This is a genomic window from Paraburkholderia sp. CNPSo 3076 (genome assembly GCF_026343935.1).
Taxonomy (GTDB): Bacteria; Pseudomonadota; Gammaproteobacteria; order Burkholderiales; family Burkholderiaceae; genus Paraburkholderia; species Paraburkholderia nodosa.
Genome location: NZ_JAPMAL010000033.1, coordinates 74604 through 96728, shown reverse-complemented (window position 1 = coordinate 96728; position 22125 = coordinate 74604). Strand labels below are relative to the sequence as shown.

The window sequence follows — 22125 nt, the reverse complement described above, 5'->3', positions numbered from 1 at the left end:
TCCGATACAGCACACGGCTATAGCGACGCTTGGTCTTGCGGTTCGAACGCGGCGGGATTACGGCCTTCGCACGCGTAGTGCGGATACTCTCCACAAAGGCGTTCGAGTCGTAGCCCTTGTCAGCGATGACCGCACCGGTGCGCAAATGCTCAACCAGTTCATTCGCGCACGAAATATCGGAAACTTGTCCCTCGGTGGCAATCAACCGCAGGGGGCGTCCGGCGTCATCGACGGCCAGGTGCAACTTGGTGGTCAGTCCACCTCGCGAGCGACCGAGCGCTTGCGGACCGTTTTTTTTTGAGCTCCGGACGAATGCTGGTGTGCGCGCACGATGGTCGAATCGATCAACACATGCTTGATCTCGGTTTCGTCGGCCACGGCGAGGATCACGCGTTCCCACACACCCTTGCGACGCCACCTGGAGAAACGCATGTACACCGTATGCCATCGGCCGAACGCCTTCGGCAAATCGCGCCACGGGCAGCCGGTCCGGCCGATCCAGAGGACAGCTTCGACAAACCAACGATTGTCGGTCGCCGTTCGCCCTGGATCGCCTTCTTTGCCCGGCAAGACGGATTCGATTCGGGCCCATACTTCATCGCTCAATAACGTTCGAATCATCTTGGCCCGCTCGCGCAAAAGACAAGATGTAAACACATTTCATCGAATGTAAACAGCCCCTTCTATGAGCAAGAATTTGTCAAGACCCGTTTCCAGCTGGCCCACAAAGCAGCGTTGGTCAAGTGCTTGCCTCCTGCGTACAGAAGCGCTAACTGGGTCAAGGGCAGGCAAAGCCTGGCGCAGCGGACCCTTGACGCCCCGAAGGGGCGACATGCTGGCATGGGCTGGCAAGCGCAATAACTCGCGCTTGCCAGCCTACAGGCGCGTTTGGTTGCATCGTTGGGCGGATTTCCATCACACCTCAATCGTTACTGCAATCTACTCTATGTTCCCAAGATCTGAAGCCGATTGTCGCGCGCGTCAGACTTGACGTCTGACCACCTTCTATCCGCCGGTGCAAAGGCCGGCCTTATCCTGCATGCGCGTTACGCCGGAAACCTCGCCGGGAGCATGCCCCATCTAGAGAATCGGTTGCGTGTGCAACCCGGGGCTGTTAGGGGCATGTTCACTTCAGACCGTATGCACCTCCACATTATCTCGCGCAACGGATGTGCGTTCTGGCAAACCGCAATGGCTTAAGCGGACCTAAACTGTGCTCCCGCCGGGATGACGCCGTCCTTCAGATAGCGCCACAGTGCAATCGCGAGGCGCCGCGCAACCGCGACGATAGCAATGCGTCGCGCGCGGCGGTTCGGCCCCGTGCCCTGCGTGCGCTGGTTGAACCACTGCGTTAGTGCACTGCCAGGCTGGTAGCGCAGCCAGGTCCACGCCATCTCGATCAGGAGGGCACGCACGCGTCTGTTGCCTTGCTTACTGATGCCCTGGTCCACACGGCTCTCACCGCTGTCGTAGGGCTGCGGCACCAGCCCTACGCACGCGCCGACTTCGCGCCGGTTGTGGAACTCGCGCCAGAAGAGTTCGAGCGCTAGGCGCGAAGCGCCCACTTCGCCAATCCCCTTCAGGTGTGCCAGGTTGTCGCTTCGCTGGCGCGCGGGTGCCGGCAGACTTGCGTGTCGCATCTTCTCGAGTGCGGCGAGTTGCTGCTGCGCCAGGGCCAGCCGTTCGCATTCGCGCAGCAGCCGTTCACGCAGCTCAAGCGGCAGCGGCGTGTCGTCATGACACCGCACCTGGTCGCGGGCGAGGCGGTCAGCGAAGGCCTTGTGATCGACCTCATCCCAGCAGCCGAGCGTGGCCAGCAGTTTGCGCATTCGGTCGCGGTGCTGCAGCACTTCCTTCTGCAGTTCCCCGCGATCGCGCATCAGCTGCCGCGACGCCTCGTCCTGTGGCGACGGCACGTGCATGCGGTCGCGCTCGCCGCGCAGCCATGCGCGCAGGTTGATGACCAGCTTGATCGCATCGAGCCGGTCGGTCTTCGCCCGCCGCTTGTGGCGCTCGACCGGAATGCTGGCCGGATCGACGACATAACATTCGACGCCACGTGCCTGCAGCGCGCGACAGATCCAGAACGCGTCCTGGCCAGCTTCGTAGCTGACGACGAGCCGCACGCCGCTCGACAGCGACCGCTTCAACCTTTGTTGTTCGATCACGTCCAGCACCGCCTGCAGGCGTGCGGCGGCTTGCGGCTGCGCGACCGTGTGCACGGCCGGCTGCTCGCGCCGGCCATCGTGCAGCGCCACCTTCCACTTCGCGGCAGCAAGCTCGAGTGACACCGCCAATACCAGTTCCTGACCGCCCGTATATGCCTGTTCGGTACGCATGATGCCCTCCTGTGAACAAACCTCGACACGCTGATTGTAGGCGTCAGTCTCTCGCCGGCCCGGATGCTCATAGGATCTAGTGCCCTCGACGCATAGAATGTTACCCGCTCCTGTTCGAGGCTATAACAGTCGTCGATGTCTATCCATTCGTATTGCCGAGCAACCCAATCATGCCCTGCGACGCAGTCTAATGGACTGTCGACACTTAATTTGCCCTACGGCAAGCGCGACGTTTGGTATGTTGCGGAAGGGAGGCGGAGAGGGTCTTGGCGTGTTTGCAAACGTTCATTTTTTGCGAGAGAACAGTAGCATTGTGATAAGAATACTTATCTCTATAGTCGTGTTACATGGCTGTTTTTGGGGAAAACTGCTTCTCGAAGCGATGACGAAATAGGTTGAACCAGCACCCTGAAGCCTGTATTCCGTGTCGGCTGCCGCTCGCGGCGAGCCGCACTTTTGCTAAGGCCAGGGTGCGCGGATCTCATCGAGGCTGCGGGCGTGCTTCGGCGATCGCCCATCTGGCAAGCCGGATACGTCGCGCGATCAGTTGCTGCAGCCAGACGCTTTGCGGATTAGTCTTCGCTTTCACGTAGCGGAGCACAGCCCGTGCGCCATGGATGAGCAACGTTCGCAGATAGGTGTCACCACGCCGGCTGATACCGTACAGGTGCGGCTTGCCGCCGGAGGAATACTGCCTGGGCACGAGGCCCAACCAGGCTGCCAGATGGCGGCCGTTGCGGAACTGTTGGGCATCTCCCACCGCGGCCACAATGGCCGTGGCGGTGATCGGACCGATGCCGGGTATCGCAGCGATCTTTTTGCAAAGCGTCGACTGTTTCGTGAATGAGTGGATCGAGGCCTCGACAAAGCCGATGCGTTCCTCGATCGCCGTCAGGTGCTGCAACAGTTCGGTGAGCAACGTCTGGCAAAACGACGTCAGCTCGTCTGCGCTGGTACTCAGCAGTAGCGGCATCGCGCGCTTGAAGGCCTCGGGAGACCGGGCGATCATGAGTCCGCGCTCGCCGAGCAGGCCGCGCATCTGATTGATCAGGGCCGTACGTTGACGCAACAGAATGGCCCGCACACTGTGCGCGGCTTGAATATCCTGCTGCTCGATCGACTTGACCGTCACGAAGCGCATCGCGGGACGGCTCGCAGCCTCGACGATCGCCTCGGCGTCGTTACGGTCATTCTTGTTCGTCTTGACGAACGGCGTGACGTATTGCGGGCTGATGAGGCGCACCTCGATGCCAACCGACTGGAAGTGGCGCGCCCAATGATGCGCCGTGCTGCACGCTTCCATAACGACCAGTCCCGGCTTTAGCGTCTGCACAGCCTCGAGCAACGAGCCGCGTGACACCTTCGCGCGATGCGCTACTCGTCCGCGACGATCGGTGCCGTGGAGCTGGAACACATGCCTTGCGAGATCGATGCCAAGAACCTCGATTTTCATGATGCACCTCCAACACGTCAGTTTTCGGTATCCTCAGTGTCCCGCGAAGGGGGCGCCGGGTCCATCCCATTAAAAGATGACACTGCACCGGAGCTCACCGGTTCGCGCAACCCCCAGATGAATAAATCCTTGAATTCAAGCACTTTCATGCAATCGCCCTGGGCCTGGGCTCCATTGAAAAACCTGCCTAAGACGACCCTAACTTTTCGCCAGTATCGTGGCGTCATCGTCGAAGCGTTGACATTGTCCCCATGCCTGTCCAGATCAATTCAATCAGCGAAATCGGTTCTGTTGCAGTAACGAGCCAGGTTAAAATTGACCAGTAAGAACTTCGAGCAGTCCGATGAAAAATACAAAGACACCGCGAACCCCACTCGCCCCGGGCTTGGCCAAGGTCCTGAAGCGCCTGCACTACCCGCTCGAAGTCATTTTGCTGTGCGTTCGCTGGTACGTGGCCTATTCGTTAAGTCTGCGCAATCTTGCCGAGATGATGGACGAGCGTGGTATCGCGGTTGATCATTCGACGGTGTACCGCTGGGTCATGAAGCTATTGCCACTATTCGAAAAGACGTTCCGCAAGCACAAGCGTCCGGTCGGGAGAAGCTGGCGAATGGACGAGAGCTATATCAAGATCAAGGGTGAGTGGAAATACCTCTATCGGGCAGTGGACAAGGCGGGTGATACGATCGACTTTCTGCTCAGGGCCAGGCGGGACAAGGTCGCGGCTCGACGGTTCTTTGAAAAAGCGATCGCACACAACGGTGTGCCGGAGACCGTGACCATCGACAAAAGCGGTTCGAATCTTGCAGCGCTGGAGGCGGTGAATGCTGATCGGGAGACGCCAATCAAGGTTCGCCAGATCAAGTACCTGAACAACATCGTCGAACAGGACCATCGGGCTATCAAGCGCCGGACCCGACCGATGCTGGGGTTCAAGGACTTCCATTGTGCGAGGGTCATTCTCGGCGGCATCGAAACAATGCACATGATCAGGAAAGGGCAAATGCAATGTGCTGCAGGCGACCCCCCCGTTGCCTGCTTCCCAGCAGTTCTATTCTCTTGTTTCATAAGCAATGCTGATTATGTTGGCATTTCTCGTCTCGTCACGCTTACTGCAACAGAACCGGAAATCGCAGCCGCCCTCGTGTTCCTCGCCTCCGATGAGAGTTCTTACGTTACCGGTGTGGATCTCTGCGTCGATGGCGGATGGGCGCAGGTCTAATGGAAGTCAGCCGCATCTTCGGCGTGCTGGACCGGCGCCTTGAGGGTAGGCCCTATTTTGCCGGCGACGAATACACCATCGCGGATATAGCCTTTCTTCCCTGGATTCGGCAGGGCGCGATCGTCCCGTTGACGCAGGAAAAGCAATTCGAGGCCTTTATCAAGGTCACCGTCGGTGTCGGCGATCGCCACAAATAATCAACCCCATAACAGCGAGGAAATTCCATTCTTTGTCGTTACTTTTGTCAGGCTAAACTGGCAACTCGGTGGAGGCAATACGATCTGTCTAACGAAGCGTTCTTGCGGACGCGGCGCTTTCGAGAGGCATCTCGTCACGTGAGCCCGCGATGTCCGCGCGGGCCCACGCCCCGTTGCTTAGTCCACTTCGCAGACCACCCATTCACCCTCGTGGCGGAGACGGTGGACGAGATCAACGGACAGAATCTGTTCAGCAAAGCAGCCTCGCGCCGCCGCTCTCACGAGGCGCTGCTGCGCCTCCAGTGGCGAATCCGTTTCAAATTCAATGTCCAGAGTGAAGCGATTGGGATGGGCCTCGTAGGGTTCGTTCTTTCCGCTGCGCTTCGCGACCCACTCAAACTTCGCATTTGTCTTCAAGCCGGTGACAGTCACACCGCATTGGCGTGCGAAGGTCCGCAACTGTGTCATGAAGCACGTCACGACGCCAGCGGTGAAGAGAGCGAGAGGTTTTGGTGCGGTCTCATCACCTCCGTGAAAACGGCCTTCGTCGCTGGCCAGATCCCACAGTTGAAGCCGCTCCGGCTCGGCCATCCCGACTTTGACGTCATTTCTGCGTTTTCCGGAGGCGTAGCCCTCGAGCTCGAAACTCACAGGGAACGTCATCATCGAGGTGCCTTCCGCTTCGATATATTTCTCTTTCACGTTCGTGTTCATGTCTCCGACCCTCCTAAGGTCTGATTGATTGGGGTACACGGAGTATGGCACCGCCCTGAGTCATACGGTACCGACAATCTGTGTATCGCAGTGATGCCTTTTATGTATGATGGTCGGCAGCAAGCAACACGGACTTTGGCCTGAGGGAAAAGGGGATCAACCTTCAGGATGTCAGGGGGAATCGATATGGACTCGCAATCTCTGCGGTGTTTTCTGAGAATTGTGGAGCAGGGCAGCTTCGGACGAGCAGCCCAAATCCTGAATCTCACTCAGCCGACCTTGAGTCGTCGAATTGCTTCACTCGAGCACGAACTTCGGACACAGCTCTTTGTGCGACATCAACGGGGCGTGAGACTTACACCCGCGGGCGTGGCCCTTGGCAAAAGGGCTCAGAGCCTCGTTCGCCAGCTTGAAGAGTTGCACGACGAGGTAAATCTCCTGGACAGAGAGCCGAGTGGCAGTGTTGCTGTCGGATTGCCGCCGTCATTGCTCAAGGTCGTCAATGGCCCGCTAGTTGAAAGTTATCGCAAGAAATATCCCAGAGTCATGCTGTCTGCACATGAAGGGATAAGTAACGTTCTAGAGGAGAAGCTCGTCAATGGCGAGCTGGACGTCGCGCTCATGTTTGCAACACGCTACAAGCTACGTAATGCATCAACCAAAATTCTCGCTGAAGAAGAGATGGTGCTGGCGAAAACTGGAAATGCCATTTCTCAAAGAACATGGGTGACGATTGACGACATCGCGAGCCTGCCATTGATACTTTATAAATTGCCAAACTATATCAGGTGGCGTGTTGATGTCGCATTTCAACAGCGTGGTATAACGCCGAATATCGTAGTTGAGGTCAATACGATTTCCATGCTGCTGGAATTTGCGCGCCGAGGTGTCGGCGCGGTCATCGCACCTCAATCTGCGGTCGTGCAAGATGTCGAGGAAAAGACATTGGTCGCAACGCCCATCCGGAGCCTGTCGGTACAATGGATGCTAGCCATTTCGCACGACCGGGAGCATTTACCCGGAGTCAAGGCCCTAGCGGACCATATACAAAGTCTGATTCGCGCACAAATAAAGGCGGGGCGCTGGGCCGCGCGGGCCGTTAGCAAATAGGGGGAAATTCAACTTGCCTTCGGCTACCGCGTTAAACCGAACCGCCCGGGGAATCGTGGAGGCTGCCAGGTATCAATTCGATACCAACACTGCAGCGGTATAGTTGAAGCGCTTCACACTTGTGCGGCCAAGCCTCGGAGGAATTGCGAAACTCGTCCGGCCACCAGGCGTGGCCGGTCCTCCATGACCGGTAGCTGCCACACGTGCTTGCGTATCAGACCGTAGATGAAGGAGGCCTGCAGGTCCCAAATGCGTTCGTACAGATCTGCATCGTCCATTGCGCTGAGCGCAGAACCGAAGTGATACCGCACTTCGGCCATAAGGACCTGCAGAATCTGCTCGACTCGCAGTGAAACATAGCGACTGGTCAGCTCATTGCTCGCGAGGCCAGAGTGCAGCACGATCCTGATCCAGATCGGTTCGTCGATGGCGTCGAGATAGCTGATATAGAACGCTTCCATCCGTTCGCTTAGCGGCTGTGCGCGATCACGGAGGTCGTCCAGCCAGCCGTCGCGCCAGCGGGACAGGAAGACCTCGTCATAGACCCGCTCCAGCAACGTTCCTTTACTGCCGAAATAGGTGAAGATCAGCGCCTGCGATACGCCAAGTGTCTCGGCGAGGTCCCGGATCTGGCCATCAAACCCACGCTCGGCGAAGAACGTGATCGCACCCTCCAGGATCATGCGCGCTCGCGCCGCCGGCGCGAGTCGCCGCCGCAACGGCTGTTCGCGTATCTCTGCGACTGCTTTCACCGCCGCCTCCATGCTGTTCCTTTTCGCCATCCTGTCCCCCATTGCGTTCCCGCGACCGTCTTGTTGAGCAAATATCAAATAAGCCTTGACGGCCCCATTTCCCATTATTAGTATTGTGCTCAACAAGCTGGCTCCGCGCAATCGATATGAACCGAGGAGCCTCGAAATCGCAGCGCGCCCTGCGCCGACCGGTAGCAGCCCGCGCTAGCTTCTCACCCAAACTGAACAGAAGGAGAGACGTCATGGCACGACGCATCGTCGACATTTCGCTTGATTTGGACAACGAAACACCGCTGGACCAGCCTGGTTTCGGCCCACACATCGAGTACCAGACACCGGCAGGCAATACCGCCGAGATCTTCAAATTCTTTCCCGGCTTGACGGTGGAGCAATTGCCCGGTGGCGAGGGCTGGGGAAACGAAACGGTGACCCTACGCACGCATAGCGGGACCCATCTGGATGCGCCGTACCACCATCATTCCACGATGAACCGCGGCGAGCGGGCGATCACGATCGACGAGGTACCGCTGGAATGGTGCTTCCAGCGGGGCATAAAACTCGACTTCCGGTACTTTCCGGACGGCCATGTCGTCACCGCCGCCGAAGTTGAGGCGGAACTCGCCCGGATCGGGCATACGCTTCGCCCGCTCGACATCGTGTTGGTAAATACGCGGGCCAGCACGCTCTATGGCCACCCTGACTATATCCACGCTGGCATTGGTATGGGGCGTGAGGCGACGCTTTACCTCCTCGAGCGCGGGGTGCGCCTGACCGGCATCGACGCCTGGGGATGGGACGCACCCTTTTCACATTTGGCGCGTCGCTTCGCAGAGACAGGCGATCCATCGATCGTGTGGGAGGGGCACCGTGCCAGCATGGAGATCGGCTATTGTCACCTCGAAAAGCTGTTGCATCTTGAAGAGCTGCCTGCCACGGGCTTTCAGGTCTGCTGCTTTCCCGTGAAGATCAAGGGTGCCTCCGCCGGCTGGACACGTGCCGTGGCGATCCTCGACTGAGGCCTGCCGCCCCCGACGCTTCCAGCACACAAGGGCGAAATCTTGAATTGAAGGACGATATAGATATGTCGCACTCCGAAATTACTGAATTGGCGCCAATGTCCCGCCTGAACCGTGCTGAACCGTTGAGCGGATTGACCATTCTTGTGACAGGAGCGGGTCGGGGCATTGGACGAGCCTGTGCACTCGCCTGCGCCTCAGCGGGGGCAGAAGTCATCGCCGTTTCCCGGACTGATTCCGATCTCGTTGCCCTGGCGGAAACAGCACCGCAAGGCCGAATCCGGACCATGGTCGCCGATGTCGCGGCAGAGGATTTCCCGGCGCGCATCCGCGCTTTGCCGCGCATTGATGGCCTGGTGAACAACGCCGGCACGAACCGGTTACAGCCATTGCCCGAAGTCGATGTCGCAACGCTGGATCATCTACTGAACCTCAATGTTCGAGCGGCCTTTCTTGTCTCCCAGGCGGCGGCCATTCGCATGCTCGAACTTGGACGAGGCGGGAGCATCGTGCATATCTCTTCACAAATGGGCCATGTCGGCGGCCCGAAGCGCGCTGTCTACTGCATGACCAAGCATGCGATCGAGGGGCTCACGAAAGCCATGGCGATTGACCTTGCTTCCGCGGGCATTCGCGTCAATGCGGTGGCGCCCACGATCGTCGAGACGCCGATGACGGCGCCATTCTTCGAGGACGATGCCTATCGCGCCTTCGCTCTGGCGACCATTCCGATGGGGCGCGTAGCACAGCCTGAGGATGTAGCGGAGGCGGTGGTCTACCTTTCCTCTCCCGCCGCAGGACTCGTGACCGGCACAAGTCTTCGCGTCGATGGTGGCGCGACCGCGCAGTAAAACGTCAGCCCTGGCACGCCCCGCACGGTAGCGGCCTGGTCACGGAGCATTGCGAAAATCAGACGGGAGTGGACGATGATATTTTCCGGCTCCCAAGCATGAGTAAGGAGGCCACGCTATGGCCACGAAGAGAAAAGTTATCATCAGTTGCGCCGTGACGGGCGCCATCCATACGCCGAGCATGTCCCCGTACCTGCCGGTCACGGCCGAGGAGATCGCGGATGCCGCGATCGGCGCGGTAGAGGCTGGGGCGGCCATCGTACACCTGCACGCGCGCAACCCCGCGGACGGCCGCCCCGACCAGTCGCCAGAAGCCTTCGCGCCCTTCCTGAAGGTGATCAAGCAACGCAGCGACTGCGTGGTGAACATCACCACGGGCGCGGCTCCGACCATGACTGTGGAGGAGCGTGTACGTCCTGCGGCCGTACACGGACCCGAACTCGCGAGCCTCAACATGGGCAGCATGAACTTCGGCCTGTTCGGCATGTTGGACCGCTTCAAGGAACTACGCCACCCTTGGGAACGCGAGTACCTTTCCAACCGGGACATCATTTTCCGCAACAGCTTCGCCGATATCGAGCACATCCTGACGACCTGCTCGGTGAATGACACGCGCTTTGAGTTCGAGTGCTACGACACCGCGCATCTATACAACCTCAAACACTTCCTTGATCGCGGACTGGTCCGGGCGCCGCTCTTTATCCAGACGGTGTACGGCCTGCAGGGCGGGATCGGCGGCCATCCAGACGACGTCATGCACATGCGGCGCACCGCGGACCGCCTGTTTGGCGACAGCTATCAATGGTCGGTGCTCGGCGCCGGTCGCTACCAGTTGCCTATTGCTGCCATGGCTGCGGCGATGGGTGGACACGTGCGGGTTGGGCTGGAAGACAGCCTGTGGGCCGGCCCCGGCCAGCTTGCCACCTCGAGCGCCGAGCAGGTACACAGCATCCGCCAGATCATCGAAGCGCTAGGCATGGAGATCGCGACGCCTGGTGATGCGCGCGCGCTGCTCCAGCTCAAGGGTAGCGACAAGGTCGCGTTCTGATGACGGGTATTACGTCAGTGGCTGGGTAGAGAAAGGGAGCGGTTACCTGACTAGTTTTAGCAGCGAGAATCGACGAAAAGATAACGTCGTTCGATGACGTCGGAGACATGGAATGCAGAGCAATCCAGATCAATTCAATACGGCGGGTGCGAGTGCGGCCCAGAGGTGGCATACGCTTATCGCATCCTTCTTGAGCTATGGTTTTGACGCGATAGATTTCATGCTGCTTGCCCTCACCATTCCTTTTATTATGAAGGAATTTGGCATTTCCCTTGAGGTCGCTGGCCTCCTTGGAACAGCGGGAATGGTTGGTGTGGGATTCAGCGGTGTTCTGATCGGCGTTTTCTCGGACAGATGCGGGCGGAAAGTGGCCCTCATAATGAGTATCGCAATCTTTGGCATATTTACCTTCGCAATCTATTTTTCCAGAAATTGGACTGATGTATTGATCCTTCGCTTCCTCGCCGGCTTGGGTCTCGGCGGCGTATGGGGAGTTATATCCGCGCTAGTCAGCGAATCATGGCCAGCTAGAACGCGTGGCCGGGCGATTACGTTCGTGCTGAGTGCATGGCCGATAGGCGTCATGGCGGCAGCGCTGACGCTGACAAGCTTCCTGAGAACGCACGGATGGCACTTCGTGTTTCTTTTTGGAGGCGGCTCGCTCCTTCTGATTCCGTATATCTGGCTGTGTGTTCCGGAGTCGAATGAGTGGCGCGCAAAAAGGCATGTCGCTGCGAAATCCGATACGTATTCCAATCGATCTCTTCTCGCTGCGATCTTTCGGGGGGAGCTCAAAGCTCAAACCATCATTGGGACGTTGACCGCCGCCGCCGGCTTTACCGCTTATTGGGGAGCCAGCACGTGGCTCCCTACATATCTCGTGAAGGAGCGGATGCTGAGCGGCTCGGCGATGGCCTGGAACATTTCCGTTCTCAACATAGGCATGTTTATCGGGTACCAATTGTTCGGTTATGTCTCTGATCATCTGGGGCCCCGCAATGCGCTATTTATTTCGCTTGCTGGCTCCGCGGTGATGCTCCCAATTTATGCATCGGTGCGGGATCCCGTGCTTCTCTTCTGGCTGGGTCCGGTCATGGCTCTTTTCTTCGCGTTTCCCGGATTATTCGGCGCTTATTTTCCGCGTCTCTATCCGACGCACGTGCGCAGCCTTGGCAGTGGATTCTGTGTCAACGTCGGCCGCGGCGTTTCGGCTTTCTCACCATTCCTGTTCGGGAGCGTCGGGCATACCTGGTCGCTTTCGATAGCCATTGGCCTTTGCGGCCTTGGCTTTTTCATGGCAGCCGTACTGACCCGTCTCCTTCCAGATATTCGCGAGCCAAAAAATTCGTTGACGATGGCAGATCATCGCTTGAAATCGGGCCACGGCGCGTGAGGAGCCGAAGGCGCTTTACGCTTCGCCTGTGTGTTCGCACGCTTGCGCGTCAGGCGATCGGATTCGTGATTTTCTCCAGTGGCGCCGTCGTGATCGCCGTATATCTGCTGCGACGCCTTTCAACGTGATCGGAGTTGTAACGTGACCAATAGCTTCGAAATGGGCAAAACCCAAACCTTCTTCGGAATGCGAGTCGTCTGCGACGTGTCGATCGAAATGGACGACGGCACGGTTCTTCGCGCTGACGTCTTTCTTCCGCAAGAGGACGGCCACTACCCAGCCATCATCACCTACGGGCCATACGGAAAGGGGGTAGCGTTTCAGGAAGGCTACAAGAGCAGCTGGGATGCGATGGTAGCCGCCTATCCGGAAATTACAAAGGGCTCAACCTGCACGTTCCAGAACTGGGAGCTCGTGGACCCTGAGAAGTGGGTGCCGGACGGTTACGTTTGCATCCGCGTCGACGGACGCGGCTCCGGGCGGAGTCCCGGAAAAATCGATTTGTTGTCCCCACGAGAGCTTCAGGATTTTTACGAGTGCATCGAATGGGCGGCAATCCAGCCCTGGTGCAACGGCAAAGTCGGGATCAACGGAATTTCGTACTACGCCATCAACGCCGCCGGGCCCTCGGCGCCGCAATAGCGATAATCGGCATGGACGAGTGGGGCATCGTCGGTCGCGCCAGAGCACAACCGACGTCGCCCGCCAAGCCGTCGAGCGGCGGTGCGACTTTCACCTCAATTCGGCAGATCGAAGCCGGCCCGCTGAATATCGCTTATGCACAAAGTGGCCCGGCCGATGGTCCTGTCGTGATGCTGCTGCATGGCTGGCCGTACGATATCCACAGCTATATCGAAGTGGCGCCGCTGCTCGCGTCGGCGGGTTATCGCGTGATCATTCCATACCTGCGAGGCTACGGATCCACGCGTTTTCTTTCCGCCGATACGCCACGCAATGGCCAGCAAGTCGTCACCGCGGTCGACACCGTCGCGCTGATGGAGGCGCTCAAGATTCAGCAGGCCGTGTTCGGCGGATACGACTGGGGTGCGCGCACTGCCGATATCATCGCCGCGCTTTGGCCCGAGCGCGTGAAAGCGCTGGTCTCCGTGAGCGGCTATCTGATCGGCAGTCAGGCGGCGAACAGGAAGCCGCTGCCACCTGCTTCCGAACTGCAGTGGTGGTACCAGTACTACTTCGCCACAGAACGCGGCGCGCTCGGTTACGCGGCAAATCTCGATGCCTTCAACAAGCTTATCTGGCAACTCGCCTCGCCGAAATGGCAGTTCGATGAGGAGACGTTTCGACGTTCCGCCGCCTCCTTCCGCAATCCGGATCATGTGGCGATCGTGATCCACAACTACCGCTGGCGTCTCGGTCTCGCGCAAGGGGAGACGCAGTACGATGCGCTCGAACAGCGCCTCGCCGAAGCTCCGGCGATTTCAGTGCCGACCATCACGCTCGAAGGCGACGCGAACGGCGCACCGCATCCCGATCCCGCGGCGTACGCCAAAAAATTCAACGGCAAGTACCTGCATCGGACGATCGGTGGCGGTATCGGCCACAATCTGCCGCAGGAGGCGCCCACGGCTTTCGCCGATGCGGTACTTCAGGCGGCGAATCTGTGACGGATATCGCAGCCGTCACAAGCTCGCGTTCATCCAAAGGAGTCGGGTCGCGTCTCACAATCTAAAGCCCGGAGACCTCTTCGCAGGACACTGAGATGATGCATGGACGGACCCGTACCGTCACTTCGTCACACATGTTGTATCCGGCGACGCGCGATCCCGCCGTCACGAGCGCCAATGCGTTCTATCGCGCGTTTCCGGCTAGCGTGGTCGAACGGCCGCGTCGACGACCGCCACGATTGACTGGCGCGACGCGACCCGCTCTTGCCACATCGCGTGAGACTGTCTCAGGTGCTCGAACAAAGGCTGATTCGCGGGGGGCTGTCCTTTGGTTTATGAAAAGCATACCAGGAGACTATTGAAGCAATACACACGAGGTCCTGTAATCAAGGTTGCTATGCGACGTACCGTCCATCGCGCTTGAATCATGCTGTTGCTCCTGGGTTGTTCCTGCGCCCGCTTCCGAGAGATTCCGGTAGCGTGAGGCGTTCTCTCGCGCGAACTCGAGCGTCGCGTCATCTGCGCGTAGTGTGGCGCGCGCCTGGTCGACAAGCGCGGGTTGCCGCGCGATCTCGCCGTCGTAGTTCGCAACCGATGCCTTGGCTGCCGCCACGTCGGCTTGTGCACTCATCAATGCGGCGCGGAAATCGCGGTCGTCGATACGCACCATCAACTGTCCGGCTTTTACCTGCTGGTTGTCCTCGACGAGTACCTCTGAAAGCTGGCCGGCAACACGCGGCGCTATCAGCGTGAAATCGGCTGTTACATAGGCATCATTGGTGGTCTCGCTATTTGGGTTGTCAAATAGCCTTATGCCAGCCCATATGACGACGGCGAGTATGACCACATACGCGGCAAGGCGAATTGTTTTGCGAGGAAGTTGAGTGACAAATGACATAGATACCATCGCTTAGCGGGAAGAGGGCGACGTGCCGGCCATCTCGCGATAGATATCCGCCGATGTCAGTACTACGGCCTGCTCGTGGATCCGGTGTGCGAGTTCACCGAGACCATGAACTGCGTCGATGCTTTGGCCCGTCATCAGCGCGTTGTTGCCTAAGCGGTCCACGAGCATGCTCGAATGAAAATGCTCGCGCGTAGTACCCAGCCCTTCAATGAGAGCGGGTGCCGCGGCACCAGTAAATGTTTTGAGCGTATTGAACATAGCCGAGGCAAACGGCCCATCCGTTGGAGCCAAGCCTGTCGTGACGCCCATCAGGATCCCCATGATCACCATGGGTTGCGCAACGATCTGTAACGACTGAAGCCAGTAAAAGCTCTCGCGAACCCACTCGGAGGTCATGAAAGTCCCCAAAAAGCACGTGGTGGCCATCAGGCACAGTCCAATGGCCATGACCCAGCGGTGGTCGACCTGCCGGAGGTTCGGGAGGGCAGCGGTCGCAGGCAGCGCAATCAATAGGGGAAGCGCGACGAGCAAAGATAGCGGCGTGGTTTGCAGCGGCCTGTAACCGTGGATTTGCGCGAGATATTGGCCAGGTATAGTGGCGACGCCAACCAGCAGCATAACGGCGCCTACCGGCGTCAGAAGTCCGTGCGCGAAGTTTCTGCGGGCAAGCAGTTGAAGCTTGAAAAACGGCAGTGGACGAAACCACTCGTTGATAAGGAACGCCACAAACAACAGCGCTCCGCCACAAAACATCGTGGAGATGAACGTGGAATTCAGCCAATCGAGGCGATCACCCTGTAGAAGACCAATGACGAGCATGGCTATCGCGGGGTATCCCAGTATGAAGCCACTCCAGTTAAATGAACGGAACCGTTCGAGTTTGAGCGGATCTGGCGGAAGCCCCTGCTGGATCGCCACACAGCATACGATGCCAAGCGGCAAGATTTGCCAGAATGCCATTCGCCAGCTGACGTATTCCGTCCATACGGCTGCGAGAGGCGTGCCGAGCGCCGGTCCGAAGGTCGCGGTGAGTCCGTATCCCGCGAGTCCATATAACTTGACTTTCGGGGGGAGATATCGAAGCGCTACGATAATCAACATCGGCGGCAGACATCCGCCGGCTACGCCTTGCAGCGTACGCAACACATATAGCGTAAGCAGGTTTGGCGCAAAGGGGCAGAGGAATCCAAGCAACATCACGGCCAGCACGGCGCCGATCGTAAATCGCTTCAACGTGAGCGTCATCCCAAACCACGGAGCGAATGCCATCGTGGCTACGTTCGTAGCCTCGAAGGGCGTGGTCAGCCAGGTCCCATCGTCATTTCCAATCGAGAACGCGCCGCGAATATCAGCTAGCGCCACTGCGGTGACCTGTTCGTTCAATATTGCCAGTAGCGACGCCAGCAGCATTCCGATCAGGCCGATAGCAAGGCGAAGTGGCAGCTCGGCTTCGTTGGACGTTTGCTGTACGGAAGTCTCTGCCTCCCGTGCGGAAACCGGCTCTGGCGAGTGTGCGAGCTTCGGTTCTGCCGTTCCAGTTGTCCGTGGCTTGGCGGGGTTCATAAGCGTCTGCGAGGCTACCAGTGTTTATGGGGTATTGGATCGGGAAGTCTTCCTCTCACGCGCATTGCTCGCGAAGATCACGGATGCGCCGCGAAAGAACCTGGTCCAATAACCCTATGGTTTTTCCCACCGTCGTTCGAACCGGTTCACTCACGTATCGCTGCCGCGCAATGGATTCATCTCATTCTAGGAGACGGGTCCGCTTTCTTACAGCTAACAAAGTTCGCGTACTAGTCCATACCATCACAAATCTGGTCAATGTCACCACGGCTACAGGGGCAACGCGTCCACCTGGAAATGATCGTTTTCCACTCGGGTAACAGACTGCGTACCGCCGAACGGGCAGTGGGTACAATCAAGATGCGCACCCACTGACGCCGATGAGTCGGTTCGCAGAGTAATGAGGTATACGAATTGTAATGGTGCGTTTGCAGGATTCCAGTTGCTCGGGCGCGAATGACCCACCCGAGCGGTGACCGCGTTTACATGTTGTCAGAAAGCGGCGCAGTGGAAGCAGCATTGCAACGGCGCGGATGCAGCCTACATTGGCGCCCATACACAGCGCGGCTTCAAAGCCGAAGTGCAACGGCTTAGTGGAGGGTTGATGAGGTATGTGTCAGGGCCTCGAGCATGCGTGCGAAGACCTCAAGTGGCGACCGAAAGGCGTGGCTAAGTCGAGGCATGCTGTTCAGGTTGTCGGACCTCTGGCGCCACAATTGCAGCCCGAGGCGTCGGTGCTTCGTCGCAGGACATGAAGTAGTGCGGAGGTGTCGCCATGATTGATTCTTTCGATTTCCGGAGCAAAAAGTTACAGCTTAATCACGGAGGCGGGCGTATGCCCGCGCTCGGATTTGGCACGCTGATTCCCGATGGAGCTACTACTGTCAGTGCTACCAAAGCCGCGCTGGAGACCGGATATCGTCACATCGATTGTGCCGAGCGATATCGGAACGAACGTGAGGTGGGCGAGTCTCTGCGGGGAGGACTTGCTGCGGGAGGGATTGCGCGCGAAGACGTCTTTGTGACCACAAAAATGTGGAATAACAATCATCGGCCCGAGCGTGTCGAACCGGCTTTCGAGGCGAGTCTTGGCAGGCTTGGACTCGACTATCTTGATCTCTATTTAATACACACTCCGTTCGCGTTTCAGCCAGGGGATGAACAGGACCCGCGCGATGAAAACGGCGATGTCATCTACGATAAAGGTGTGACTTTGCTCGGCACGTGGAAGGCGATGGAAGATCTCGTCGATCAAGGTAAATGCCGCGCCATTGGACTGTCTGACATCCTCCTGGACGAATTGCGGCCCCTCTACGAAGCGGCGAGAATCAAGCCTTCGGTGGTGCAGGTCGAAGCACATCCGTATCTTCCAGAAACGGAACTTCTGGAATTCTGCAAGGAGAAAGACATCGTGTTTCTGGCTTTTGCACCGCTGGGTCATGGAATCAGGCCCGGGCCGCTTGAGGACCCAGTCGTCTCCCGGATTGCCGAGGAAATTGGCAAGACGCCAGCACAGGTACTGCTTGCCTGGGCGGTGCAGCGTGGCGGGGCGTTACTTACTACCCCCAAGACTGCGGCACGCGCGCGGGAGAATTTCGACATCTCTGCCCTTCCGGTTGGCGCGTTTGACGAGATCAATCGGATTCAGATCAGGCGGAGATTCAACGACGTCGTCAAAACCGGCAGCGGGGGCTTCCTCTCCGCAACGTAAGCGATGGTGAAACGTGAACCGTGTGAGGACGTAGGTGATGCCGGAAGCCAAAATCCGCGAAGCCCTGGATGCACACTGGCACGCGTCGGCGGCCGGGGATCTCGACGTGGAACATGACATCTACGATGACAATGCCATCTGCGACTATCCCCAATCAGGCGAGCGAATCATTGGACGGAGCAATTTGCAGGCGTTTCGGAGTCGTCATCCGGATAAGCCATCGGGTTTCAATGTCCGGCGGACTCAAGGGGAAGGTGATCTCTGGATCACGGAATATACGATTGACTATAAGGGATGAGTGACGTGTGTGGTGAGCGTCATGGAGTTCCGCGCCGGCAAGGTTATTCACGAGACTCAGTATTTTTCGGATCCCTTTGAGGAACCGGGTTGGCGGAGTCAATGGGTTCGGCAGATCGTGTGATTTCGCGTTGCGGCGAGATATACCTCAGGAAGGGTAGAAGGGGACCCGAAATTCAAGACTGCGGGCTGGCAAACGGAAGCGGTCGATGACCCCACCCGTGGATGCACAGGTTGACGCGCACCTCAGTGTGCGGCGCTCGCGGCGGCGGCACCGGCACCGCCTCCTCAGCTCGGCTTGGTGATCCAGATCAGCGGGATGATGACAATCATGATGATGGCTGAGGCATAAAAGACATCGTTTAGCCCCGGGCTGTCTGCCGCGATCCGCCTGAAGCAGCTGGCCGCGGAGAAAGGCACTGAAGTCGGCGTTTGCGTGCTGGAGAAAGGCTCGGAAATCGGGGCGCATATCCTCTCGGGCGCGGTCATGGATCCGCGTGCCCTGAACGAGCTGATACGGACTGGAAAGAGCAAGGCGCACCGCTGAACGTGCCCGTGACCGAGGACAAGTTCCTTTTTCTTTCCGAAACGGGGGCTAAATCTGTGCCGAACTGGGCACTGCCCGACAACTTCAAGAACCACGGCAACTACGTCATCAGCCTCGCGAACGTCACGCGCTGGCTGGGCCAGCAGGCCGAGGCGCTGGGCGTCGAAATCTTCCCCGGCTTCCCGGCCGCTGAAGTGCTCTACAACGACGATGGCTCGGTCAAGGGCGTCGCCACCGGCAACATGGGTGTCGGCAAGGACGGCGAGCCTACCGGGAACTTCCAGCTCGGCATGGAGCTGCACGCGAAGTACACGCTGTTCTGCGAAGGCTGCCGCGGGCACCTGGGCCGTCAACTGAACGAGAAGTTCAAGCTCGGCAAGGATGCGGATCCGCAGGTCTACGGCATCGGCATCAAGGAACTGTGGGAGATCGATCCCTCGAAGCACCAGCCCGGCCTCGTGATCCACACCGCGGGCTGGCCGCTCGAATCGGACACCTACGGCGGCTCATTCCTGTACCACATCGACCACAACCAGGTGATGGTGGGCTTTGTCGTGGGTCTGGCGTACCAGAACCCGTATCTCTCGCCGTTCGAGGAATTCCAGCGTTACAAGACGCATCCGGAAATCCGCAAGTACCTCGAAGGCGGCAAGCGCGTGTCGTACGGCGCGCGCGCGATCACGGCGGGCGGCCTGATGTCGCTGCCCAAGCTCGTGTTCCCGGGCGGCGCGCTCGTGGGCGACGACGCGGGCTTCCTGAACGCCTCGCGTATCAAGGGCAGCCACGCGGCGATCAAGACCGGCATGCTGGCCGCGGATGCGGCATTCGAAGCCGTGCAGGCAGGCCGCCAGAGCGATGAGCTCGCGGCTTACCCGGAAGCGTTCAGGCAGTCGTGGCTTTACACGGAGCTGTACAGGGCGCGCAACTTCAAGCAGTGGATGAGCAAGGGCCTGTACCTGGGCACGCTGATGGTGGGCATCGAGCAGAAGCTGCTGGGCGGCAATGTGCCGTGGACGCTGCATCACCAGCATCGCGACCACGAGATGCTCAAGCCCGCTTCGCAGTGCAAGCCGATCGAGTATCCGAAGCCCGACGGCAAGCTCACGTTCGACCGGCTCTCCTCGGTGTTCATTTCGAACACGAACCACGAAGAGAACCAGCCCGCGCACCCTACGCTCAAGGACATGTCGGTGCCGGTCGGCATCAACCTCACGACATACGCAGGCCCCGAGGCGCGCTTTTGCCCCGCAGGCGTGTATGAGTTCGTGAAAGACGAGCAGGAAGAAGATCGTCTGCAGATCAACGGGCAGAACTGCGTGCACTGCAAGACCTGCGATATCAAGGACCCGACGCAGAACATCGTGTGGGTCACGCCCGAAGGCGGCGGCGGCCCGAACTATCCGAACATGTGAAGGTTTGCTCTCTCATTGACCTTTGTCAGCAGCGACGGTTTCGGCGGTGGAGGCTTCTGCGGCGCTGAGCAAGCGCGAATCTCCGACACGACTCTGACATGATTTACGCGGAGGTACTTTATTTAAAATAAATCTAATGATCAACCTCAGAGCTTTAGGATAGCGAAGTAGAGCAACTGACCAGCTACAGCGAATCCCGCCTGGGCCGCAATATTTTTTGTGGGAGTCGATGACGGCGAGGCGCTTGTGCCTAGTTCGTGCTCACTCGCCGGGAGCCACTCGGCGCGGACGGCCGGCTCAACGTCAACTCGTCGCGGTGGCGTGGCGCTCACCGCGATGGCGCGTCAGGGTGATTTGACCAGGACCGGAAGACTTGCTGCCGGACTTCAGGCGTGGTCACGCTGCTCGGATGGGTGCCTGAGCATGACCAAGTAGCGCTAGCCGAACGAACCGCGGCTTCGGTCGCGGGCGTCACGTCCGTAGACATCAGGTGGCTCGCCCATGGACGGTGAGATCAATTGCGACGGTCAGAAAAATAAACCATTGTTTGGCCTCTCACAGCCGGGATGGGATGACTCTTTGGTCTCTCAGCCCGGTCTCTCCCCGCCTCCTCATGCGTTCTCTCGTCAAAGCCCGCCGCTGCACCTCGCGTGCGTCAGGTAAACCCCGCATGGCAACCTTGAAGTTCGGTGTTTAACATCCCACGACGTTACCGGTAACGTTGCATGGTACGCAAACATGCTTTCTGGCCAGGCACACCACTATAAGGAGACGGGAATGCGTCCATCGGGGATCGCCTTGCGTGCACTGTACGCAGGCGTCACATTGCTCACGATTGCGTCGATCTCAGGTTGCGCGTACAACCAAACGGCTGCCACCCGCGATGGATTGCCGCTCGCAGCCGCACCCACGCAGGCAGTGCCGCAACTGAAAAGCGTGATGGCCGCGCATTTCAAGGTAGGCGCCGCAATTGAACCCGATTCCATCGACAGTCCCGCCGACGCCGCGCTGCTGGCCGTCCAGTTCTCGAGCCTGACCGCCGAGAACAAAATGAAACCGGGCACGATAGGCGTGGCCGCAGGTGAGTACAACTTCGCGCCGGCCGACCAGATCGTGGCATTCGCGCAGGCGCATGGCCTAGCCGTGCGTGGGCACACGCTGGTGTGGCATTACAGGAGCGGCGAATGGACCGAGGCGCCGGACTGGTTCTTTACAGGCGACGTCAAAGATCCGCATTACCGCGATATCGTCGCGGCACGGCTCCAACGCTATGTGACCGATGTCGTCACGCATTTTCGCGGCAAGGTTTATGCATGGGACGTCGTGAACGAAGTCATCAGCGACGACCCGCATCAGGTCTATCGCGAAGACAGCCCGTGGTATCGCGCGCTCGGCAAGGATTACATTGCAATTGCGTTCCGCGCCGCGCGTGCGGCCGACCCTGACGTCAAGCTCTATATCAACGAGTACAGCACGGACGACGCGGCCAAGCGCGCGAAGCTGCTCTCCGTGATACGCGATTTGCGTGCTCAGGGCGTGCCGATCGATGGCGTCGGGCATCAAATGCATATCAGCATCAACTGGCCGCCGCTGCAAAATATGAAGCAGGCTTTCGACGACGTCGCCGCCCTCGGACTCGAAAACCAGGTGACGGAACTCGATGTCAGTCTCTACAGCGACCCGGGTGCATGCTGGAGCCATCCGCCTGCGTGTTTGCCCGATGTCGGCCAGCCGGTGCCGAACGACGTGATGCGTGCGCAGGCGCAGCGGTATCGCGCGGTGTTCGATCTGTTCGAGCACGAGCCAAGCATCAAGGCCGTCACCTTCTGGGGCTATTCGGACAAGCACACGTGGCTGAGCTCGATACCGGTGCCGCGTACCAATCTGCCGCTGCTATTCGACGCGAACCTGAAACCGAAAGCCGCGTTCTGGGCAATAGCCGATTCGTCGTGGCAGCCGTAAGGCTAT

General features: G+C 58.9%; 18 protein-coding genes and 4 pseudogenes. 15 read left to right on the top strand and 7 right to left on the bottom strand.

Annotated elements, in window-relative coordinates:
• From M3A49_RS32525 to M3A49_RS32515, 3 genes and pseudogenes are all read right to left on the bottom strand, one after another.
• Positions 1–621 (bottom strand): annotated as a pseudogene (locus M3A49_RS32525) (IS5 family transposase); the annotation flags it as partial.
• A gap of 575 nt (positions 622–1196) precedes the next feature.
• Positions 1197–2339 (bottom strand): IS110 family transposase, encoded by a 1143-nt coding sequence (locus M3A49_RS32520; RefSeq protein WP_266232629.1) that lies wholly within the window; start codon positions 2337–2339, stop codon positions 1197–1199.
• A 481-nt stretch (positions 2340–2820) separates the two neighbouring features.
• Positions 2821–3792: an IS110 family transposase gene (locus tag M3A49_RS32515; protein ID WP_416339058.1), complete on the bottom strand. Its 972-nt coding sequence runs from the start codon at positions 3790–3792 to the stop codon at positions 2821–2823.
• A 343-nt stretch (positions 3793–4135) separates the two neighbouring features.
• On the opposite strand from M3A49_RS32515, the gene M3A49_RS32510 reads away from it, so the two are divergent.
• The 3 genes from M3A49_RS32510 (at position 4136) to M3A49_RS32500 (ending at position 5211) form a co-directional block, all read left to right on the top strand.
• Positions 4136–4862 (top strand): IS6 family transposase gene (locus M3A49_RS32510; RefSeq protein ID WP_416339057.1). Its coding sequence is split into 2 segments (ribosomal slippage): positions 4136–4830 and positions 4829–4862, totalling 729 coding nucleotides; the frame shifts between segments, so codons are not numbered across the junction.
• Positions 4859–5014 carry an SDR family oxidoreductase gene (locus M3A49_RS32505; RefSeq protein ID WP_266232632.1) on the top strand — a complete coding sequence of 52 codons (156 nt, stop codon included), beginning with the start codon at positions 4859–4861 and terminating at the stop codon, positions 5012–5014. Before M3A49_RS32510 ends, M3A49_RS32505 begins: the two co-directional genes overlap by 4 nt.
• Positions 5014–5211: a glutathione binding-like protein gene (locus M3A49_RS32500; protein ID WP_416339056.1), complete on the top strand. Its 198-nt coding sequence runs from the start codon at positions 5014–5016 to the stop codon at positions 5209–5211. The genes M3A49_RS32505 and M3A49_RS32500 overlap by 1 nt, the downstream gene beginning before the upstream one ends.
• A gap of 177 nt (positions 5212–5388) precedes the next feature.
• On the opposite strand, the gene M3A49_RS32495 is transcribed toward M3A49_RS32500, so the two are convergent.
• Positions 5389–5925: an OsmC family protein gene (locus M3A49_RS32495; protein WP_266232628.1), complete on the bottom strand. Its 537-nt coding sequence runs from the start codon at positions 5923–5925 to the stop codon at positions 5389–5391.
• A 186-nt stretch (positions 5926–6111) separates the two neighbouring features.
• On the opposite strand from M3A49_RS32495, the gene M3A49_RS32490 reads away from it, so the two are divergent.
• Positions 6112–7035 (top strand): LysR family transcriptional regulator, encoded by a 924-nt coding sequence (locus M3A49_RS32490; RefSeq protein ID WP_266232627.1) that lies wholly within the window; start codon positions 6112–6114, stop codon positions 7033–7035.
• A 113-nt stretch (positions 7036–7148) separates the two neighbouring features.
• On the opposite strand, the gene M3A49_RS32485 is transcribed toward M3A49_RS32490, so the two are convergent.
• On the bottom strand, positions 7149–7799 hold the full coding sequence (locus M3A49_RS32485; protein ID WP_266232626.1) for a TetR/AcrR family transcriptional regulator: 651 nt from the start codon (positions 7797–7799) through the stop codon (positions 7149–7151).
• A 230-nt stretch (positions 7800–8029) separates the two neighbouring features.
• Between M3A49_RS32485 and M3A49_RS32480 the strand changes: the two genes are divergently transcribed.
• The 6 genes from M3A49_RS32480 (at position 8030) to M3A49_RS32455 (ending at position 13720) form a co-directional block, all read left to right on the top strand.
• The gene (locus M3A49_RS32480) at positions 8030–8803 is read left to right on the top strand and encodes a cyclase family protein (protein ID WP_266232625.1); all 774 of its coding nucleotides are present in this window, start codon (positions 8030–8032) and stop codon (positions 8801–8803) included.
• A 47-nt stretch (positions 8804–8850) separates the two neighbouring features.
• Positions 8851–9654: an SDR family NAD(P)-dependent oxidoreductase gene (locus M3A49_RS32475; protein ID WP_266232624.1), complete on the top strand. Its 804-nt coding sequence runs from the start codon at positions 8851–8853 to the stop codon at positions 9652–9654.
• A gap of 118 nt (positions 9655–9772) precedes the next feature.
• Positions 9773–10702 (top strand): 3-keto-5-aminohexanoate cleavage protein, encoded by a 930-nt coding sequence (locus M3A49_RS32470; RefSeq protein ID WP_266232623.1) that lies wholly within the window; start codon positions 9773–9775, stop codon positions 10700–10702.
• Positions 10703–10814: 112 nt separating this feature from the next.
• The gene (locus M3A49_RS32465) at positions 10815–12095 is read left to right on the top strand and encodes an MFS transporter (RefSeq protein WP_266232622.1); all 1281 of its coding nucleotides are present in this window, start codon (positions 10815–10817) and stop codon (positions 12093–12095) included.
• A gap of 141 nt (positions 12096–12236) precedes the next feature.
• A complete protein-coding gene (locus tag M3A49_RS32460) occupies positions 12237–12737 on the top strand; it encodes a CocE/NonD family hydrolase (protein WP_266232621.1) in 501 nt (166 codons plus the stop codon).
• A gap of 11 nt (positions 12738–12748) precedes the next feature.
• Entirely contained in the window at positions 12749–13720 is a 972-nt protein-coding gene (locus tag M3A49_RS32455; RefSeq protein WP_266232620.1) for an alpha/beta fold hydrolase, read from the top strand.
• 412 nt (positions 13721–14132) lie between these two features.
• Here the strand turns inward: M3A49_RS32455 and M3A49_RS32450 are convergent.
• Together M3A49_RS32450 and M3A49_RS32445 are read right to left on the bottom strand one after the other, a co-directional pair.
• A pseudogene (locus M3A49_RS32450) lies at positions 14133–14618 on the bottom strand (HlyD family secretion protein); the annotation flags it as partial.
• A gap of 12 nt (positions 14619–14630) precedes the next feature.
• Positions 14631–16190, bottom strand: a complete 1560-nt coding sequence (locus M3A49_RS32445; protein ID WP_416339054.1) for an MFS transporter — start codon at positions 16188–16190, stop codon at positions 14631–14633.
• Between the two features lie 775 nt (positions 16191–16965).
• Here M3A49_RS32445 and M3A49_RS32440 point away from each other — a divergent pair.
• The 5 genes and pseudogenes from M3A49_RS32440 (at position 16966) to M3A49_RS32420 (ending at position 22119) form a co-directional block, all read left to right on the top strand.
• A complete protein-coding gene (locus M3A49_RS32440) occupies positions 16966–17901 on the top strand; it encodes an aldo/keto reductase (protein WP_266232619.1) in 936 nt (311 codons plus the stop codon).
• A gap of 37 nt (positions 17902–17938) precedes the next feature.
• Positions 17939–18322 (top strand): annotated as a pseudogene (locus M3A49_RS32435) (nuclear transport factor 2 family protein).
• Between the two features lie 249 nt (positions 18323–18571).
• Positions 18572–20157, top strand: a pseudogene (locus tag M3A49_RS32430) (electron transfer flavoprotein-ubiquinone oxidoreductase).
• A gap of 392 nt (positions 20158–20549) precedes the next feature.
• A complete protein-coding gene (locus tag M3A49_RS32425; RefSeq protein WP_266232618.1) occupies positions 20550–20669 on the top strand; it encodes a BON domain-containing protein in 120 nt (39 codons plus the stop codon).
• Between the two features lie 265 nt (positions 20670–20934).
• The gene (locus M3A49_RS32420; RefSeq protein ID WP_266232617.1) at positions 20935–22119 is read left to right on the top strand and encodes an endo-1,4-beta-xylanase; all 1185 of its coding nucleotides are present in this window, start codon (positions 20935–20937) and stop codon (positions 22117–22119) included.
• Positions 22120–22125: the final 6 nt, after the last annotated feature.